The organism is Chitinibacter sp. S2-10 (genome assembly GCF_046530675.1).
GTDB lineage: Bacteria > Pseudomonadota > Gammaproteobacteria > Burkholderiales > Chitinibacteraceae > Chitinibacter.
This window is the reverse complement of sequence record NZ_CP172558.1, coordinates 808,810-825,966: the sequence shown is the minus strand read 5'-3', so window position 1 is coordinate 825,966 and position 17,157 is coordinate 808,810. Positions and strand designations below refer to the sequence as shown.

At 55.0% G+C, this 17,157-nt stretch carries 15 protein-coding genes and 1 tRNA gene; 12 read left to right on the top strand and 4 right to left on the bottom strand.

Annotated elements, in window-relative coordinates; all coding sequences use genetic code 11:
• Positions 1 to 42: 42 nt before the first annotated feature.
• From ACG2XO_RS03875 to ACG2XO_RS03855, 5 genes are all read left to right on the top strand, one after another.
• Positions 43 to 1,266, top strand: a complete 1,224-nt coding sequence (locus ACG2XO_RS03875; protein ID WP_410499503.1) for a TIGR03862 family flavoprotein — start codon at positions 43 to 45, stop codon at positions 1,264 to 1,266.
• Positions 1,267 to 1,396: 130 nt separating this feature from the next.
• Positions 1,397 to 1,747: a hypothetical protein gene (locus tag ACG2XO_RS03870; protein ID WP_410499502.1), complete on the top strand. Its 351-nt coding sequence runs from the start codon at positions 1,397 to 1,399 to the stop codon at positions 1,745 to 1,747.
• A 111-nt stretch (positions 1,748 to 1,858) separates the two neighbouring features.
• A complete protein-coding gene (locus ACG2XO_RS03865) occupies positions 1,859 to 4,093 on the top strand; it encodes an immunoglobulin-like domain-containing protein (RefSeq protein ID WP_410499501.1) in 2,235 nt (744 codons plus the stop codon).
• 167 nt (positions 4,094 to 4,260) lie between these two features.
• Entirely contained in the window at positions 4,261 to 5,274 is a 1,014-nt protein-coding gene (locus ACG2XO_RS03860; protein WP_410499500.1) for a cation diffusion facilitator family transporter, read from the top strand.
• Positions 5,275 to 5,329: 55 nt separating this feature from the next.
• The gene (locus ACG2XO_RS03855; RefSeq protein ID WP_410499499.1) at positions 5,330 to 5,920 is read left to right on the top strand and encodes a CNP1-like family protein; all 591 of its coding nucleotides are present in this window, start codon (positions 5,330 to 5,332) and stop codon (positions 5,918 to 5,920) included.
• A gap of 128 nt (positions 5,921 to 6,048) precedes the next feature.
• On the opposite strand, the gene proB is transcribed toward ACG2XO_RS03855, so the two are convergent.
• Complete coding sequence (gene proB / locus ACG2XO_RS03850) at positions 6,049 to 7,182, bottom strand: glutamate 5-kinase (RefSeq protein ID WP_410500227.1); 1,134 nt, start codon at positions 7,180 to 7,182, stop codon at positions 6,049 to 6,051.
• 253 nt (positions 7,183 to 7,435) lie between these two features.
• On the opposite strand from proB, the gene queE reads away from it, so the two are divergent.
• The 6 genes from queE (at position 7,436) to grxD (ending at position 11,809) form a co-directional block, all read left to right on the top strand.
• The gene (queE, locus tag ACG2XO_RS03845; RefSeq protein WP_410499498.1) at positions 7,436 to 8,080 is read left to right on the top strand and encodes a 7-carboxy-7-deazaguanine synthase QueE; all 645 of its coding nucleotides are present in this window, start codon (positions 7,436 to 7,438) and stop codon (positions 8,078 to 8,080) included.
• Positions 8,081 to 8,134: 54 nt separating this feature from the next.
• Entirely contained in the window at positions 8,135 to 8,818 is a 684-nt protein-coding gene (gene queC, locus ACG2XO_RS03840) for a 7-cyano-7-deazaguanine synthase QueC (RefSeq protein ID WP_410499497.1), read from the top strand.
• Positions 8,819 to 8,928: 110 nt separating this feature from the next.
• Positions 8,929 to 9,005, top strand: a tRNA-Gln gene (locus ACG2XO_RS03835).
• 223 nt (positions 9,006 to 9,228) lie between these two features.
• Entirely contained in the window at positions 9,229 to 10,572 is a 1,344-nt protein-coding gene (locus tag ACG2XO_RS03830; RefSeq protein ID WP_410499496.1) for a transglycosylase SLT domain-containing protein, read from the top strand.
• 35 nt (positions 10,573 to 10,607) lie between these two features.
• Complete coding sequence (gene prmC, locus ACG2XO_RS03825; protein WP_410499495.1) at positions 10,608 to 11,420, top strand: peptide chain release factor N(5)-glutamine methyltransferase; 813 nt, start codon at positions 10,608 to 10,610, stop codon at positions 11,418 to 11,420.
• Positions 11,421 to 11,491: 71 nt separating this feature from the next.
• Positions 11,492 to 11,809: a Grx4 family monothiol glutaredoxin gene (gene grxD / locus ACG2XO_RS03820; RefSeq protein WP_410499494.1), complete on the top strand. Its 318-nt coding sequence runs from the start codon at positions 11,492 to 11,494 to the stop codon at positions 11,807 to 11,809.
• A gap of 155 nt (positions 11,810 to 11,964) precedes the next feature.
• Here the strand turns inward: grxD and ACG2XO_RS03815 are convergent, their stop codons facing one another.
• Positions 11,965 to 12,456: a hypothetical protein gene (locus tag ACG2XO_RS03815; protein WP_410499493.1), complete on the bottom strand. Its 492-nt coding sequence runs from the start codon at positions 12,454 to 12,456 to the stop codon at positions 11,965 to 11,967.
• Between the two features lie 628 nt (positions 12,457 to 13,084).
• On the opposite strand from ACG2XO_RS03815, the gene ACG2XO_RS03810 reads away from it, so the two are divergent.
• The gene (locus ACG2XO_RS03810; protein ID WP_410499492.1) at positions 13,085 to 14,566 is read left to right on the top strand and encodes a DUF4080 domain-containing protein; all 1,482 of its coding nucleotides are present in this window, start codon (positions 13,085 to 13,087) and stop codon (positions 14,564 to 14,566) included.
• Between the two features lie 79 nt (positions 14,567 to 14,645).
• Here ACG2XO_RS03810 and hemB read toward each other — a convergent pair whose 3' ends face one another.
• Positions 14,646 to 15,650, bottom strand: a complete 1,005-nt coding sequence (gene hemB, locus ACG2XO_RS03805; RefSeq protein WP_410499491.1) for a porphobilinogen synthase — start codon at positions 15,648 to 15,650, stop codon at positions 14,646 to 14,648.
• Between the two features lie 142 nt (positions 15,651 to 15,792).
• Positions 15,793 to 17,046, bottom strand: coding sequence for a D-amino acid dehydrogenase (locus ACG2XO_RS03800; RefSeq protein WP_410499490.1), 1,254 nt, complete (start codon positions 17,044 to 17,046; stop codon positions 15,793 to 15,795).
• Between the last annotated feature and the right edge of the window lie 111 nt (positions 17,047 to 17,157).

The following is a 17,157-nucleotide window of genomic DNA, read 5'->3' as shown; positions in this document are numbered from 1 at the left end:
CCCCCCATTTTTTGTTTGTATCTGTTTTTAGTGGAAGGTCTTATGAGTACACATCCTCAATCCATCGCCATTATTGGCGGCGGCCCGGCCGGGCTGATGGCTGCAGAAGTGCTGAGCAATGCTGGCGTACGGGTTGAGGTGTTCGACGCGATGCCGTCGGTCGGTCGCAAATTTCTGCTCGCCGGTGTCGGCGGCATGAATATCACGCATTCCGAGCCAGCCGAGCCGTTTCTGGCTCGTTACGGTGCGGCCGCTGCAGCGCTTAAGCCGATGCTGGATCAGTTTGGCGGCGAAGCGGTGCGCGACTGGGTGCATGGACTGGGGATTCAGACTTTTGTTGGCACGTCGGGGCGCGTTTTTCCCACTGAAATGAAAGCCGCGCCCTTGCTGCGTGCATGGCTGGCGCGGCTTAAAGCCAGTGGCGTCACGGTGCATCCGCGCCATCGCTGGCTGGGCTGGGGTGAAGCTGGGGCGCTGAGGTTTGCGACGCCCGATGGCGAAATCACGCGGCAGTTTGACGCCGTGCTACTCGCGCTCGGTGGCGCTAGCTGGGCCAAGCTGGGCTCGGACGGTCGTTGGCTGCCGCTGCTCAGTGATAAAGGCGTTGCAGTTGCGCCATTGCAGGCGGCCAATTGCGGTTTTGATGTCGGCTGGTCGCCGTTTCTGGCGAAAAAATTCGCCGGAACACCGCTGAAAGCTGTTGCTGCCGGTGCAAGCGCTGATGGCGTAAAGAAAGTCGGCGAATTTGTCGTCACCGAGGGCGGTGTTGAAGGCAGCCTTATTTACGCGCTATCGCATGACTTACGCGAAGCCATTAATAGTCAGGGTTTTGCGACTTTATACGTCGATTTGCTGCCGCAAAAATCGTTGAACGATGTGATCGTTGCGCTGGAGCAGCCACGTGGTGCCGATTCGATGGCGAATCATTTGCGCCGAAAACTCAAAATTGAAGGCTTAAAAGCGGCCTTATTGCATGAAGTGCTGTCAAAAGAGCAATTTTTGGATGTTAATCAGCTCGCCGCAGCAATCAAATCATTGCCGATCAAGCTGATCGCACCGCGCCCGATTGACGAAGCGATCAGTACCGCCGGTGGTGTGCGCTGGGACGCGCTCGACGACGGCTTGATGCTCAAAGCCATGCCCGGCGTTTTTGTCGCCGGTGAAATGATCGACTGGGAAGCGCCCACCGGCGGCTACCTGCTGACCGCGTGTTTTGCAACCGGCCGTCATGCGGCGCAGGGGATTTTGCAGTGGATTAGTCATTGACCTTTGGGTATATCTTGTCAGGCTAGTCTGAATATTGCTTGTCGAGACATACCCTTTAGATTGTTTGCCAGGTGCAAGCCTAAATTCAAAAAATCAAAACGACATCGTTTGTTCATTCACAGGAAACCCCGTGCCACTCGCCGCCCAGCTTCGTCAGGACATTGCCGAGACAGAAAATCTGCTCAGCGCGCTTGATCCGCGTTCCGAGCAATTTATTGTGATGCAGGGCGAGCGTGCGTTTCAGTTTGAAATGGTGCAGCGCAAACCGGTCGGCGCCAAAGTGGTCGAGCTGGCGCTGGCGACGCGTTTTACCGAAGTCGATGCGCAAATGATTGCGCGCGCTTTGAAAAATGCCGAGGGTGAGCCGGGGCGAGCCGTGTCGTTACGCGCAGCCTTGCAAATGCAGCTGACCCGGCAGCAAGCCGCACTGCTACGACTGGAGCAGGCGATCAGTGTGATTCAGTGGCTGCCCCGAAATTAGCCCGTGTGATCCAGTTATCTTGCCTTGTTTATTCGAAAAGTCTAATATTCGCCAGGATTTTATGGGTCGGTAAACTCCCTAATTGATCGGGACGGATAAAAGGGTTAGCGAATGAATATGTTCAAACAAGCGACTTTGGCTGTTTTGCTGTCAGGAATGGGCGCTGGCGCTATGGCGGCCAATTGCGCACAAGGCTGGAATTCAACGACGATTTATGTTGCCCAGAATGTGGTTAGCTATCAGCTGAAAAACTACGAAGCCAAATGGTGGACGCGTGGCGAAGTACCGGGAACGACCGGACAGTGGGGCGTCTGGAAAGACCTGGGCGTATGCGGCACAGTGACTGCGAGCCCGGTGCCAACGGCTGTACCGACATCGACTCCCGCCCCGACCGCAACATCAAAACCGACTGCAACTCCGGTTCCGACGCCAACAGCAACACCAAAACCGACTGCGACTCCGGTTCCGACGCCAACAGCAACACCAAAACCGACTGCGACTCCGATTCCGACGCCAACTGCAACACCAAAACCGACTGCGACTCCGATTCCGACGCCAACTGCAACACCAAACCCTACCGCGACGCCGGCTCCGACGCCAACAGTGACACCAGTGCCAACTGCAACTGCAACTGCAACTCCGGCTCCAACGGCTACCCCGGCTCTGGTTCCGACTGCTGCGCCATCGAGCACGCCAGCGCCAACTCAGGATCCGGCTTTTGCCAAACAGACCAATCACTACCCTATCTTTCATAGCACCAAAGGCTGGCTGACCGGTAATACGGTATATCTGCCGGTGGGCGCTGCATTCGATCCAAAATTGACCGCAACGGATCTGGAAGAGGGTGACATGACCGGCAAAATCAAGCTGGAGTCGTCCAATCTGAATACCCAGCTGCCCGGTTCATATTCCGTTAAATACAGCGTGAAAGATGGCTGGGTCTCTAGCGTCGATAATGGCGGTTTTATTGCCAATATGGATTTGAACGTTCAGGTTTTTGATCCGTTGCAAGGTATTCCGACCCGGACACTCAATGTCGACGCCTTGTGGCCGCTTGAGTCGCAAGGCGGCTCGGTGACGCTGACTCCGGGGCAAAGTGTGAGCCGTACGATCAAGGTGGATCGTGCAATGTTGCCGATGCCGGCAGCGATGGTTCAAGTAAATAAAGTTCAGGTGAAAGAAACGGCCTGGGGTGGCAGCACTCGCCAAATCTATTTGCAGGTCAGCCGCAAGGATACGGGTGAAGTCGTTTATGGCGCAGCCACTACACTGAATTCCGGTACGACACTGACGCTAGCGTCTCCGCTCGCTTTACTGACCGATAAGGAATATGTGTTCACCGTGCGCTATGACGCCGGTTCGACGCAAGGCTTTGCCCGGGTGGCGGGGTCTAGTGATCTGTGGTTGCAACTGGGTGGTACCGAAACGGTTTCCGTCAATGCTTATGGGGATATCGAGTCTGATCACAGCAACCTGCTGGCGTATGATCCCGGCTATTCGCTCAACTCAGGCAAGAGCAAATTACTCAGTACGACGGGCGCCGACGAAACATTACTGGTGAACCGTTTCCCGAATGCGCCTGCGCTGTATTACACCGTGGAGAATCCGGCCGTAGCGAGTCTGCTTGTTACGCCAGGCAGTAGCACTGATCGCCTGACATTGTCTGGTTTGCAAGCCGGTGAAACCAATCTGCAAATCTGGGCCAATGGCGTGGTGGTCGATGCGGTGCGTCTGATCGTGACGCGTCCGAAAGCCGTACGACTGTCCTATTCCTATGTGGCCTTCCCTGGTGAGCAAATCACGCATCTGATGAGTGATAATGCGGCGATCACGGCCAGCATTACCCGGAATTACGCGCCGTACAATATCGCAGTGAGCTGGGTCGATAACGGTGTGCTGACGTTCAACTGGAATCTGGACGGCAGTGGTGATTCGGCGAGCAACCGCCAGCAGGAAACACCATTTACCCATGGCATCATTCCAAACCAGAGTGCCGTATTCTCGAATGTGTTCATGGTGCGTCGCTATACCTCGACCAGCCCATGTTCTCCAACAGGCAGTGGTTCTTCGCTGAAATCGGGTGCAAACGATATGCCGCCTCGTGCCGCATTCCGTTCCGCGTGTACTTCAAGCCATCCCGAAGATAGCGGGATGACGCTGAGTCATGAGGTGGGTCACAATCTGGGCTTGAGCCATTATGCCAGCGCCGACGTCAATAGCATGGCCAACTTCATGACTTCGGGGGTTCGTCGTGACCCTGGTTTCTTTGCGTACCAGTGGCGCACGATCCACAACACGCTGGAGGCGCGAATTACTGCGGGTGACCCCGGTGTTGGCATTCGCTGATTGACTGGCCGATAACGCAATAGCGCCGTGTTTTGCACGGCGCTATTTTTTTGTCCGTTTTCCGGCTGTCAGCGGGCAAGCGGCTACGGTATAGTAGAGCAATCCCTCCTGCTTCGGAGCGATACCGCCTGCTGTATTGCCTCGAAGCCGTTATAAGGACTGCTGTTGTGAAATATACCCCGCATACCCATAAGCATTTTCCTGACGGTGAGCAGCACGATCACCCGCATGACCGGTCGGGTGGGCACAATGCCAGTCATCATCACCGGCACGATGAAAGCCATCACCATCACGATCATCGTGCGCCGACTTCGCAAAAACGCCTGCTCATGGCGCTGGCCGTGACTTTCGGTTTTGCCTTTGTCGAGCTGGCTGGTGGTGTCTGGTCCGGCTCGCTGGCGCTAATTTCCGATGCCGGGCATATGATGACCGACAGCGCGGCCTTGCTGCTGGCGCTGATTGCCAATCTGATCGGTCAGCGTCCGGCCAATGCGGCGCAGTCGTATGGTTATGCCCGCGCCGAACTGATTGGTGCGCTGATCAATAGCCTGGCGATGATGGCGCTGGTCGTCTGGATCATCGTCGAGGCCGTACAACGTCTGTTGCACCCGCAGCCAGTCAACGGAATGGGCGTCATGGTTATCGCGGTCATCGGCCTGCTGGTCAACGTGATTTCGGCCTGGCAACTCTCGCACGACCACGATAACCTCAATAGCCGCGCGGCGCTGATTCATGTGCTCGGTGATTTGCTCGGCTCGGTCGCGGCGATTGCCGCCGGTGCGGTGATTTATTACACCGGCTGGAAACCGATCGATCCGATCTTGTCGATTGCCGTGTCGCTGCTGATTTTGCGCTCGACCTGGGCTTTGCTGAAAAAATCGACGCATTTATTGATGGATGGCGTTCCCGAGGGGCTTGATCTGGATGCGCTTGCCGATGCCATTACCAGCACACCGGGCGTTGCCGATTTGCACGATTTACACGTCTGGCATCTGGGCGCCAATCGCAACGCCTTGTCGGCGCACCTGATCATCGAAGACCCTGCAATCTGGCCACGGTTGATTTTGCAGCTCAATGAAATGCTCGAAACCAAATACCATATCGATCATGTCACCTTGCAGCCAGCATGGCTGAGCGAGCATGACGGCAAAATTGTGCCGATGATTCGGATCTCGCACTAGCTTGAAAAGCTCATCCTCGTGGTAGCATTCGGTTTTTTGCTTTTGAGGAAATGCCATGCGTGCGGTTTTATTGATTCTTGCTCTGTGTTTCAGTACGACTGCGCTTGCCAGTAGCCAGACCGGAGCTGACCCTCGTGGTACTTCGACGAGTGGTGATGATGGTATCTTTGGCAATACCAAGGAATGGCTGAACGGTACGAAACCTATCCCCGTTGAAACTGATTTCGCCATTCCACCGATTGCAGAATTAAAGCAATGGGCTGCATTTAGTTTTCCGCAACTGGGCAAAAAAAATACGCATAAATTATCGCTCAATAGTCTGACTGTGGGTGCTGATCAGATTGTCCGTTACGCCGTCGCCGTCAAGCCTGCCAATGGTGATGTGATCAATGTCGTTTACGAAGGGATTGATTGCGCGACGGGACAATTCCGGCGTTATGCCGCTGCGACGAGCACAACGTCGTGGAAGAAAAGCGCAACAAGCCGCTGGCAAGCGATCCAGAGCAACAGCCCGAATGCTTGGCAGGGTTATCTGGCGGAGCAGTTCTGCGCTTTTGGCGGTGATCCATTAAAGCTGGAAGACATCAAGAAAGATTTTTCCAGCAATAAAATTCCTAATGACTGCCTCGGATGCACCGCTAAATAAGCAGGCAAGCAAAAATTTTCCAGCATCGTTACCTCGCTTTGCCGTACTACTTGTACTGCCTGCGGCTTTGGTGCCTTGCTGGAAAATTTTTGCACGGTTACTTACAGCGGGATTATCCCGCTGATTTTTTATGAAATCACCAGATTATCGCGGTGGATCAGCTCGGCTTCGTCGATATAGCCCAGAATCGCTTCGATCTGGCCAGTCGGGCGGCGCAGGATGCGGGCCGTTTCCTGCGAGCTGTAATTGATCAGGCCGCGCGCGATTTCTCTGCCTTCGTGATCCACGCAGCTGACCACTTCGCCGCGCAAAAAATCACCATCGACGGCGCACACACCAATCGGCAACAGGCTTGATCCGCCTTGTTTGAGCGCGCGTACCGCGCCCGCGTCGAGTGTGACGCGACCTTTCAGTTGCAAATGATCGGCAATCCATTGTTTTTTCGCCGCCAGCGGGCTGGTTGCCGCGGTCAATTGCGTACCGATGGCTTCGCCAGCTGCCAGGCGAGTCAAAACGTCGTGTTCGCGCCCGCAAGCAATAATCGTCGCCGCGCCGCTGCGTGCTGCGCGTTTGGCCGCGACGATTTTGGTGTACATGCCGCCAGTGCCGACGCTCGAACCCGCGCCGCCGGCCATCGCTTCGAGTGCTGCGTCGCCAGCAGTGCCGAATTGTACCAAGGTCGCGTCCGGGTTGCTGCGCGGATCGGCGGTGTAAAGGCCGGTCTGGTCGGTCAGAATTACCAGCGCGTCGCCCTCGATCAGATTGGTAACCAGCGCGCCCAGCGTGTCATTGTCGCCAAACTTGATTTCGGCGGTCACGACAGTGTCGTTTTCATTGATGATCGGAATCACACCCAGTTGCAGCAGCGTCAGCAGCGTCGAGCGCGCGTTCAGATAGCGGGTGCGGTCGGACAGATCTTCGTGTGTCAGCAGCACTTGTGCGCAAGTCAGACCGAATTCTTGAAACGCCGCTTCATAAGCACGGCACAGCCCCATTTGCCCGACAGCGGCTGCGGCCTGTTTTTCGTGGACGGCGGTCGGCTTGCTGCTCCAGCCCAGCCGCGCTACGCCTTCGGCAATCGCGCCACTGGAAACCAGCACCAGCTGCTTACCCTGGCGCGTCAGCTCGGCGATTTCTTTCGCCCAGCGGGTCAGCGCTGAATGATCGAGCCCTTTGCCATCGTTGGTGACAAGGCTGGAGCCGACCTTAATCACAAGGCGTTGGGCATTCGGCAAGACGGTCTGGAGTACGGTGCTGGACATGTGAGGGATTTCCGACATTGATTCGGCGATTATACCGTGTGTGGCCGACGGCTGAAAAACATGTTCCGGCTTCAGCGTGAATGCCGATTTTTGGCTGTTTTGCATTTGTGACGCTACTTAAGCTATGCAAGGCGAGCGCAGGGGTATTAATTCGTCTGTATCTTGTTGACCTGCCGGTATAAAATCGCGCACGGACATCGCACGATGCCATTTTATTAATTCCCCCAGACTGTTCTTCTGGAAAGGAAAACCCATGCGCGAGTCATTGCGTATTACCGAAATTTTCCACTCGCTGCAGGGCGAAACCAGCCGGATGGGGCTGCCGACGGTGTTTGTCCGCCTGACAGGCTGCCCGATGCGCTGCACCTATTGCGATAGCGCCTACGCTTTTACCGGCGGCAAAACGATGTCGATTGACGAGATCATGGCGCAGATCGAATCGTTCGGCTGCAAAACCGTTTGCGTGACCGGCGGCGAGCCGCTGGCGCAAAAACCGGTTCATCTGCTGTTCAAACGCCTGTGCGATGCTGGTTACAGCGTCAGCACCGAAACCGGCGGTGGCCAGCCGATTGATCAGGTCGATGAGCGCGTGTCGCGCATTCTCGATATCAAAACGCCGAAATCGGGCGAAATGCAGAATATGCTGTGGGCGAACGTCGACGCGGTGACCGAGCACGACGAAATCAAGTTCGTGCTGGTTGATCGCAGCGATTACGAATGGGCACGCGATTATGTGCGCGACCATCGCCTGAACGAAAAAGCGCCGGTGATTTTTTCGCCAGTCTGGGAAAGCCTCAAGCCCGCCGATCTGGCCGAATGGGTGATCGCCGACAAGCTGCCGGTGCGCGTGCAAGTGCAGCTACATAAAATGCTATGGGGTGAAAAGCAAGGGGTATAGCTTTGTAGGTTAATAATAAATTGGCCTCTGAGTGAATACCTATTGGGAGTACATATGAATAAAAAAGCGATTATTTTATTATCGGGTGGACTCGATTCGGCGACGTGTCTGGCGATGGCCAAGGCGGCGGGTTTTGACTGCTACGCGCTGTCTTTCGATTACGGCCAGCGGCACAACGCCGAGCTGCAAGCGGCCAAACGCGTTGCCGCAGCCTTGGGTGCCATCGAGCATCGCGTCATTAAAATCGATCTGGCGGCATTTGGCGGCTCGGCGCTGACCGATGCCAATATTGCCGTTCCGGTTGATGGCAGCATGGCGAACGAAATTCCGGTGACTTATGTGCCGGCGCGCAATACGGTGCTGCTGTCGTACGCGCTGGCGTGGTCCGAAGTGCTCAAAGCCGACGACATTTATATTGGCGTCAACGCCGTCGATTATTCAGGCTATCCCGATTGCCGACCCGAATATATTTCGGCGTTTCAGGCGATGGCGCGACTGGCGACCAAGGTCGGTGTCGAAGGTTCATCCTTGCATATCCACACGCCGCTGATCCGGCTGACCAAGGCGCAAATTATCGCCGAGGGAATCAAACTCGGCGTTGATTACAGCCTGACGACGACGTGCTATCAGGCTAATGACGCCGGTGAAGCGTGCGGCGTTTGCGATGCCTGCCGTTTGCGCGCAGCCGGTTTTGCCGCCGCTGGCGTTGCTGACCCGACGCGTTATAAAAAGCATTGATTTTTAAAGTTTTCTTTGCGAAGCAGGTCGGCGGCTGAAAATATCCGCCGATTTTTTATAGAAAAAGCTTTGCGTTTTTAAAAAGTTTCTATATACTGCGCGGCTTGTGTAGGGGAGTCGCCAAGTTGGTTAAGGCATCGGATTTTGATTCCGACATGCGAAGGTTCGAATCCTTCTTCCCCTGCCAATCAAACAAGCCGCTGACGATATTCGTATCGAGCGGCTTTTTTGTTACCTACTCGCCCTGCCGATAAAAGGTCAGAGCCCTTTCTCTTTCGCGTCTGGCAGCGATAATCCTTGTATCAGGATTATTTCCGTCAGATCTGGCGAGAGGAGGGCTTGTGCTACTACGCCGCTGTCTCCAACTGTTTTGCGCCGTGCTGTTGCTGCAAGCCCCGCTGGTTTTTGCAATGCCAGTGCAAGCGAGCCAATATACCGGCGATTTTCCCGTTCTGAGCCAGAAACGCCTGATCCGGGTGCTGGTCGTTCCAAGTAAAACCAATTATTTTGTCGATCGCGGTGTGCTGCGCGGTGTTGTCTATGAAAGCATGATGGCGCTGGAGCAGGACATCAACCGGCAGCGTGGCAAGAAGGCATTGGCATTGCATGTCGTTTTTATCGCGACTTCACGCGATCAGCTGCTGCCGGCGCTGATTGCGGGTAAAGGCGATATTGCCGCTGCCAATCTAACGATCACCAATGAGCGCAAAACTCAGGTCGACTTTACTGCGCCAGTGAATAGCGGCGTCGCCGAATTGCTGATCAGCGGCCCTGCTTCGCCCAAAGTCGGGCAATTGAACGATCTGTCCGGCAAAACGGTGTTTATCCGCAAATCGAGCAGCTATTGGCAAAGTGTGCTGACACTCAATCAACAACTGAAGGCAGCAGGTAAGGCGCCGGTAGTGTTGAAAGCGGCGCCGGAAACGCTCGAAGACGAAGACTTGCTCGAAATGCTCAATAGTGGTCTGGTGCAATTCGTTATCGTCGACAGCCACAAGGCGGCTTTCTGGAAGCAGATATTCCCCAAAATCACCGTGCATCAACAAATCGCGCTACGTCAGGGCGGCGAAATTGCCTGGGCGATCCGTAAAAACTCCCCGCAACTCAAGCAGCAACTCGACCAGTTCATCGTGACGCATAAGGCAGGAACTTCGTTTGGCAACACGCTGCTGCGGCGTTATCTGCGAGAACTCGATTATGTCAAAGACGCGACTTCGGTTGCCGAGCGGCAGAAATTTGCGCAAATGGTTAATTTTTTCCGCAAATACAGCGCCCAGTACCGGATGGATTTTCTGTTGATGGCGGCTCAGGGTTATCAGGAATCACGGCTGAACCAGCAAGCGCGCAGCCATGTGGGCGCGATTGGTGTGATGCAGGTGATGCCGGCCACCGGCAAGGAGCTCAATGTCGGTGATATCCGGCAGCTCGAACCCAATATCCACGCCGGGATCAAGTATATCCGGCAAATGGTCGACCAGCATTTTGCCAAAGAACCGATGAGCGAAGTGGATAAACATCTGTTTGCTTTCGCCTCGTACAATGCAGGAGCAGCAAAAATCAAACGGCTGCGCGCCGAAGCGCAGCAGCGCGGGCTGAATCCGAATGTCTGGTTTAATCAGGTTGAGGTCGTCGTTGCCGACAAAATCGGTCGTGAAACGGTGCAGTACGTCAGCAATATTTACAAATATTACATTGCCTACACATTGCTGATGGAAAACCAGCTCGCAGCCAAGAAAAACAGCAAAGCGGGCTGAAGAGGTAAAATGGCGCTGCTTTCAAGGAGCCCACCGTGTTACCGACTTACCGCGAACTGATTCAGAGCAGCCAGATCGAGCGTTTTGACGCACAAGTGCTGCTTTTGCATGTGCTGCAGAAAAACCGCGCCTGGCTGATCGCGCATGATGATGAAGCAGCCACTAGCCTTGAAGCCGCACAGTTTTCTGCGCTGGCGCGTCGGCGCTACGATGGCGAGCCTGTCGCCTACCTGCTTGGCAGGCGCGAATTTTATGGCCGCGACTTTATCGTCAATTCTTCCGTTTTGATTCCGCGCCCTGATACCGAATTGCTCGTCGAGCTGGCGCTGGAACGCGCGCCAGAAAACGGCAAAGTCATTGACCTCGGTACGGGCTCGGGTTGTATTCCGATCACGATCAAACTCGAACGCCCGGATTTAATCGTCAGTGCGCTTGACCTCTCCGGCGACGCGCTCGCCGTCGCGCAAGCCAATGCGCAAGCTTTGCACGCCGACGTGCGATTACTGCAATCGGATTGGTTTGCCGCCGTGCAAGGTGAAGTTTTTGATCTGATCGTTTCCAACCCGCCGTACATCCATTCTGATGATGAACATCTGAATCAAGGCGATTTGCGCTTCGAGCCCACCGGCGCGCTGACCGACGGCCACGATGGCCTGCATCACCTGCGCAGCATCATCAACGCCGCGCCAGCGCATCTGCAGCGCGGCGCCTGCTTGCTGCTCGAGCACGGCTGGGATCAGGGCGCAGCGTGTCGCGAGTTATTGCAAGCGGCCGGCTTTAGCGATGTGCAGACGTGGCAGGATCTGGGTCGCAATGACCGAGTCTCTGGCGGTTGTTGGCGCGAGTGAGGCTTGCCCCATGAGCGGCATCGGCCTTACAATACCCGAGTAAATTATTCAAGCTTTGCGAGCCTTAAACCATGAGCACACAAGACACCATCCGCCAACAAGTGACTGAAAACCCAGTGATTTTGTATATGAAAGGCACTCCAACCTTCCCGCAATGCGGCTTTTCGGCTGGCGCGGTACAAATCCTGAAAAACCTCGGTGTCAATTTCGCTGCGGTGAATGTATTGGCCGACCCGGAAATCCGCCAGGGCATCAAGGAATTCGCCAACTGGCCAACGATTCCGCAGCTCTACATCAAGGGCGAATTCATCGGCGGCAGCGACATTATGAAAGAGCTGTATGCCAGCGGTGAGTTGGCTGAGATGGTTGCCGATTTGAAAGCCGAGTAATTCGCTTCAATCAAGAAAAACGCCGCAAGGGTTAAACTTGCGGCGTTTTTATTGATACTGTCCGTTTACGACCCAGAGCGGAACTCCTGCAGTCCAGCATTAAGGTTCAGTCATGCTGCTTTGGGGTATAGCTTAGAGTGACTTGTAAGGAGGATTCACCACTCTAGGCTTAAGACCAGATATTCAGAGCGTATTGGGATAATGTATAGCGAACCACTGGAAGTGGGCTTTGTATCTGTATCGGAGACCGTAATGTTGCATTTATAGATTATGGGACTCGACTGGAAGTCATCTGTTAAAACGCGAATCATCTCCATAACATACCAGCCTGCTTGATGAATACGATTTTTCTCCAGATGTCTTTCTGAGTCAAAAGATTTGCCAAGAAGGTTTCCTAGCAACGAGTTGTTCAGTTCTGACTCAAGGCGTCTTAACCAATTTGGTATTGTTTCTAATTCCCCAAAAGTAACTGTTGCTTCATAGGGCAAATAAATTGATTTAAGTTGTTCCTCAATGCCTGTGTTTCCTATATCTGCTAAGTACGCTCCGTAACGAGACTTTCTGAAATTGCCATTCACAAGAGATAGGGCATCTAAATATCCATCAAGGCGATAAACGTGATTAATTCGCTCTTTCTTGGTCATCATGAGCTTCCAAAATAACGAATTCAGAAATAAATGACTGGTTGTGGCCGATTGCCGCCAGTAGCTTGATTTCAATAATTGTAATGATTTTCAGTGCCTTCGGCACGGTGTTTTTATGCGCGTTCCGCCGCGCGGGCAGGTAGGGGGCTTTGCTTCTCCAAAGCCCCCTACGCCCCAAAGGAGCCCCGAGGCGAAGTCGGCTCCGCCGTACCCTCTCTCGTCGCGAGCCTAAAGTCTCGCTCCTCGCTCGGCCTTCGCTTTAACGGGAATTCAAGCCCCAGACCAACGATCAAGACCTATACCTGCCTTGGTGTTGCTCGAAAGATTAAATCTGCATTGGCTTTGACAGCTATACCCCTGTCGCTAATTAGAACGGATTGCCCGTGGCGAGTTGAAGCGGTGCCTCGCCCATGCCTTTTTCAAACGGGGTTTCGCGGCGATCGGGCGTGACGCCAAAGCTTAGCGGCTTTGCCGCTTAGCGACGCGGGATGCCATTCACGGTACGCTGGGGTTGTCAGGGGAGGGGCAAGAGCTCCCCTGACTGGCCTTAGGCCAATGCCTTTGAGCAATCGCCAGCCACGAGCTGGCCGTAAACCCGTAAAATAGCGTTTTGCTCGCCATCGGTTTTGCCATGTCCATCATCCTGTCCACGCTCAACGCCCGTTACACGCATGCCTCGCTCGGCTTGCGCTATTTGTTGGCCAATATGGGTGAATTGCAGTCGCAGACCGAAATCATGGAATTTGTGATTGGCGGCAAAACGACCGAGTTTGCCGAGCGGCTGCTGGCGAAAAAGCCGCGCATCATCGGTTTTGGCGTGTATATCTGGAACGTCGAAGAAACGGCAAGGCTGGTGGCACTGCTCAAGCGCGTTGCGCCCGACGTTAAAATCATCCTCGGTGGCCCTGAAGTGTCGTTTGAGACCGCCGAGCAGGCGATTGTCAAAGATGCCGATTTTGTCGTCACCGGCTGGGGCGAGGTCACGCTGCCCGATTTGTGCCGCCAGATCATCAACGGCCCGCAGCCGCTAATGAAAATCCACGCTGGTGTGCAGGCGAAATTGGCCGATTTAGCTCTGCCGTATCAGCTCTATACCGACGAGGACATCAAAAACCGTACGCTGTACGTCGAAGCATCGCGCGGATGTCCGTTCAAGTGTGAGTTTTGCCTCTCCGCCTTGGATAAAACGGCGTGGCCGTTTGAATTGACGCGCTTTCTGGACGAAATGGAAACGCTGTATCAGCGCGGCGCGCGGCTTTTCAAGTTTGTCGATCGCACGTTTAATCTGAATATCAACACCAGTTTGCAGATTATGCAGTTTTTTCTCGACAAGATCGCCGCGCATCCTGATGATTCTATTTTTGCGCATTTTGAAGTCGTTCCCGATCATTTGCCCGAAGCATTGCGCGAAGGCATCATGAAATTCCCGCCCGGCGCGCTGCAATTTGAAATCGGCATCCAGAGCTTTAACCCCGAGGTGCAAACGCTGGTCAGTCGTAAGCAGAATAACGAGAAAGCGGCCGACAATATCCGCTGGCTGGTGAACCACACGCAGGCGCATTTGCACGTCGATTTGATCGCCGGTCTGCCCGGTGAAACGGCGGAGAGCTTCGGCGCTGGTTTTGACGCGCTCTACGCGTTGCGCCCGCATGAGATTCAATTCGGTATTTTGAAACGGCTGCGCGGCACGCCGATTATCCGGCACACCGACGAATTCGCGATGAAGTACGACCCCTTTCCGCCGTATACCATTCTGGCCAACCGCGATATTGATTTCACGACGATGCAGCGGCTGGTGCGCTTTGCGCGCTATTGGGATCTGGTCGCCAATTCGGGACGTTTTGCGAACACTTTGATTGTTCTACTGGGCGATGCGCCGTTCGCCAGCTTTATGGCGTTTGCGGACTGGCTCTACGCTAATACCGATGCAACACACCGTATTGCTCTGGATCGCTTGGCCAGCATGGTCTGCAAGTGGTTACAGCTTGGGGGTATGAGCAAGGATGAAGCTGAAAAATTGTTGCTGAGTGATTATGCTGGCAAGCAGCCCAAAGTCAGTGAGAAAAAAACCAGCGCGCCACAAAGGCAGCAAATGCACTTGAGTATGGGGTGATTGACGGCAATGAGTATGGTGAGGCGGATAAAAAAACCTGCAGTTTGAATGCAGGTTTTTTTATCCGCGAACTACAGACTTACTTTTGCGCCAGCCACTTCGCCGCTTCAATCGCGTAGTAGGTCAGGATGGCATCGGCACCGGCGCGTTTGAACGCCAGCAAGCTTTCCATCACGACGGCTTCTTCATTCAGCCAGCCGTTTTGCGACGCGGCTTTGAGCATCGCGTATTCGCCGGAGACTTGATACACAAAAGTCGGTGCGGCAAATTCGTCTTTGACGCGGCGAACGATGTCCAGATAGGGCATGCCCGGTTTGACCATCACCATGTCGGCGCCTTCAGCCAGATCTAAGGCCACTTCGTGCACTGCCTCGTTGCTATTGGCCGGGTCCATCTGGTAGGTGTATTTATTGCCCTTACCCAGATTGCCGCTGGAGCCGACTGCGTCGCGGAACGGTCCGTAGAAGGCGCTGGCGTATTTGGCCGAATAGGCCAGAATCCGCGTGTGAATGTGGTTGTCGCGATCGAGCGCGGCACGAATCGCACCGACGCGGCCGTCCATCATGTCTGACGGCGCAACAATGTCAGCTCCGGCTGCGGCGTGGCTGGCGGCCTGTTTGACCAGCGCGGCGATGGTTTCGTCGTTCAGCACATAGCCGTTTTCGTCGATAATGCCGTCCTGCCCGTGTGTCGTGTACGGATCAAGTGCGACGTCGGTGATGATGCCTAGCTCAGGAAAGCGCATTTTCAATGCTTCGACGGTGCGCGGCACCAAACCGCGTTGATTCCATGCTTCGCGCGCGTCGAGTGATTTCAGCTGCGACTCGACCACCGGAAAGAGCGCCAAGGCCGGAATGCCCAGCTTGACTGCTTCTTCGGCGACGGCAAACAGTTTATCCATACTCATCCGTTGTACGCCCGGCATCGACGCGATGTCTTCGATGCGGTTGCTGCCGTCGAGCACAAACACCGGCAGAATCAGATCGCTCGCGGTCAGTGTGTTTTCACGCATCAGGCGGCGCGAAAAGTCGTCACGGCGCATGCGGCGCAAACGGGTGGCGGGGAAGGGGCGATTGGTGTGCATGGTGATCCCTGAAGAAGGGGCGCGCTACGCTTGTGGCGTATGGCCGGACTATGAATTAACGGTGATTTTAGCCCGAATTGCCGAGGTGGCGCGATGTTTTGCTGGTCGTGGCAGGCGTGGGCGACCCCTGCCAGCTTGCAGATTATTGATAGCGCGACATATTCAATGCTGCGGTACTGATTTCCGGCGTGCTGCCGCAAATCAGGTCGGCGAGTACTTTGGCCGAGCCGCAAGCCATCGTCCAGCCCAGCGTACCGTGGCCGGTGTTGAGCCACAAATTCCTGATCGGCGTTGCGCCGATAATCGGCGTTCCGTCGGGCGTCATCGGGCGTAGGCCAGTCCACGGCGTGGCCTGATTCAAATCACCCGCGCGCGGGAATAAATCCCTGGCGACCATTTTCAGCGTCGCAACGCGTTTGGGATCGATGACTTTGTCGTAGCCGGCGACTTCGGCCATGCCGCCGACGCGCAGCCGATTATCAAAGCGCGTTAATGCGATTTTGTACGTTTCATCCATCACCGTAGAGCGCGGCGCGGCATCGGGATGATCGAGCGGGACGGTAATTGAATAGCCTTTGACCGGATAAACCGGCAGTTCCAGTCCGAGCAGTTGCCCCAGCTGACGCGAAGCACAACCGGCCGCGACAACGACTGCATCGGCGTGCAGCGTTTCACCGGAAATGTGTACCGCAGTTACTTCTCCGTTTTTGTGCGGCAAGCCAAGCACGTCGACGCCGTAGCGGAACACAACGCCAGTCTGTTCGGCCAGTTTGGCCAGTTGCTGCGTAAACAGCTGGCAATCGCCGGTTTCATCGTTGGGCAGGCGCAGCGCGCCAACGAGCTGATCGGCAATGTGTGAGAGCGCCGGTTCGACTTTGACGATGCCATCGGTGTCGAGTAGTTCATTGGCGACGCCCATTTTGGAGAGTAAATCGGCATCGCGGCGACCGTTTTCCAGCTGGCCTGCCTTGCGGAAAATTTGCAGCGTACCGAGGCTGCGGCCTTCGTACTGGATGCTGGTTTCGGCGCGTAGTAATTTCAATTGATCACGACTGTATTCGGCCAGCGGCACCATGCGATTTTTATTGCGCTGATACGCCGCTTCGGTGCAATTGGCGAGCATTTTGGCCATCCATTCCCACTGAAAGGCGTCGCCCTTGGGGCGAACGCGCAATGGGCCGTGCGTTTGCATCAGCCATTTCATCGCCTTGAGCGGAACGCCCGGCGCAGCCCAAGGTGCGGCATAGCCGGGGGAGATTTGTCCGGCGTTGGCAAAGCTGGTTTCCTGTGCTGGTGCGGGGTGATGTTCCAGTACGGTGACTTGGCAGCCTGCACGCTGCAGGTAATAGGCGCTTGTGACGCCAACGACCCCTGCGCCAATGATAATGATCCGCATGGTCTTGCAATCCTTTTTGAGATAAAAGGGAGCATAGACATTCGGTTTGTCGGGCGCGATGCGGGGAAACCACTATTCAACTAGGATTTAAGGGGTATTACTTTGTGGGTT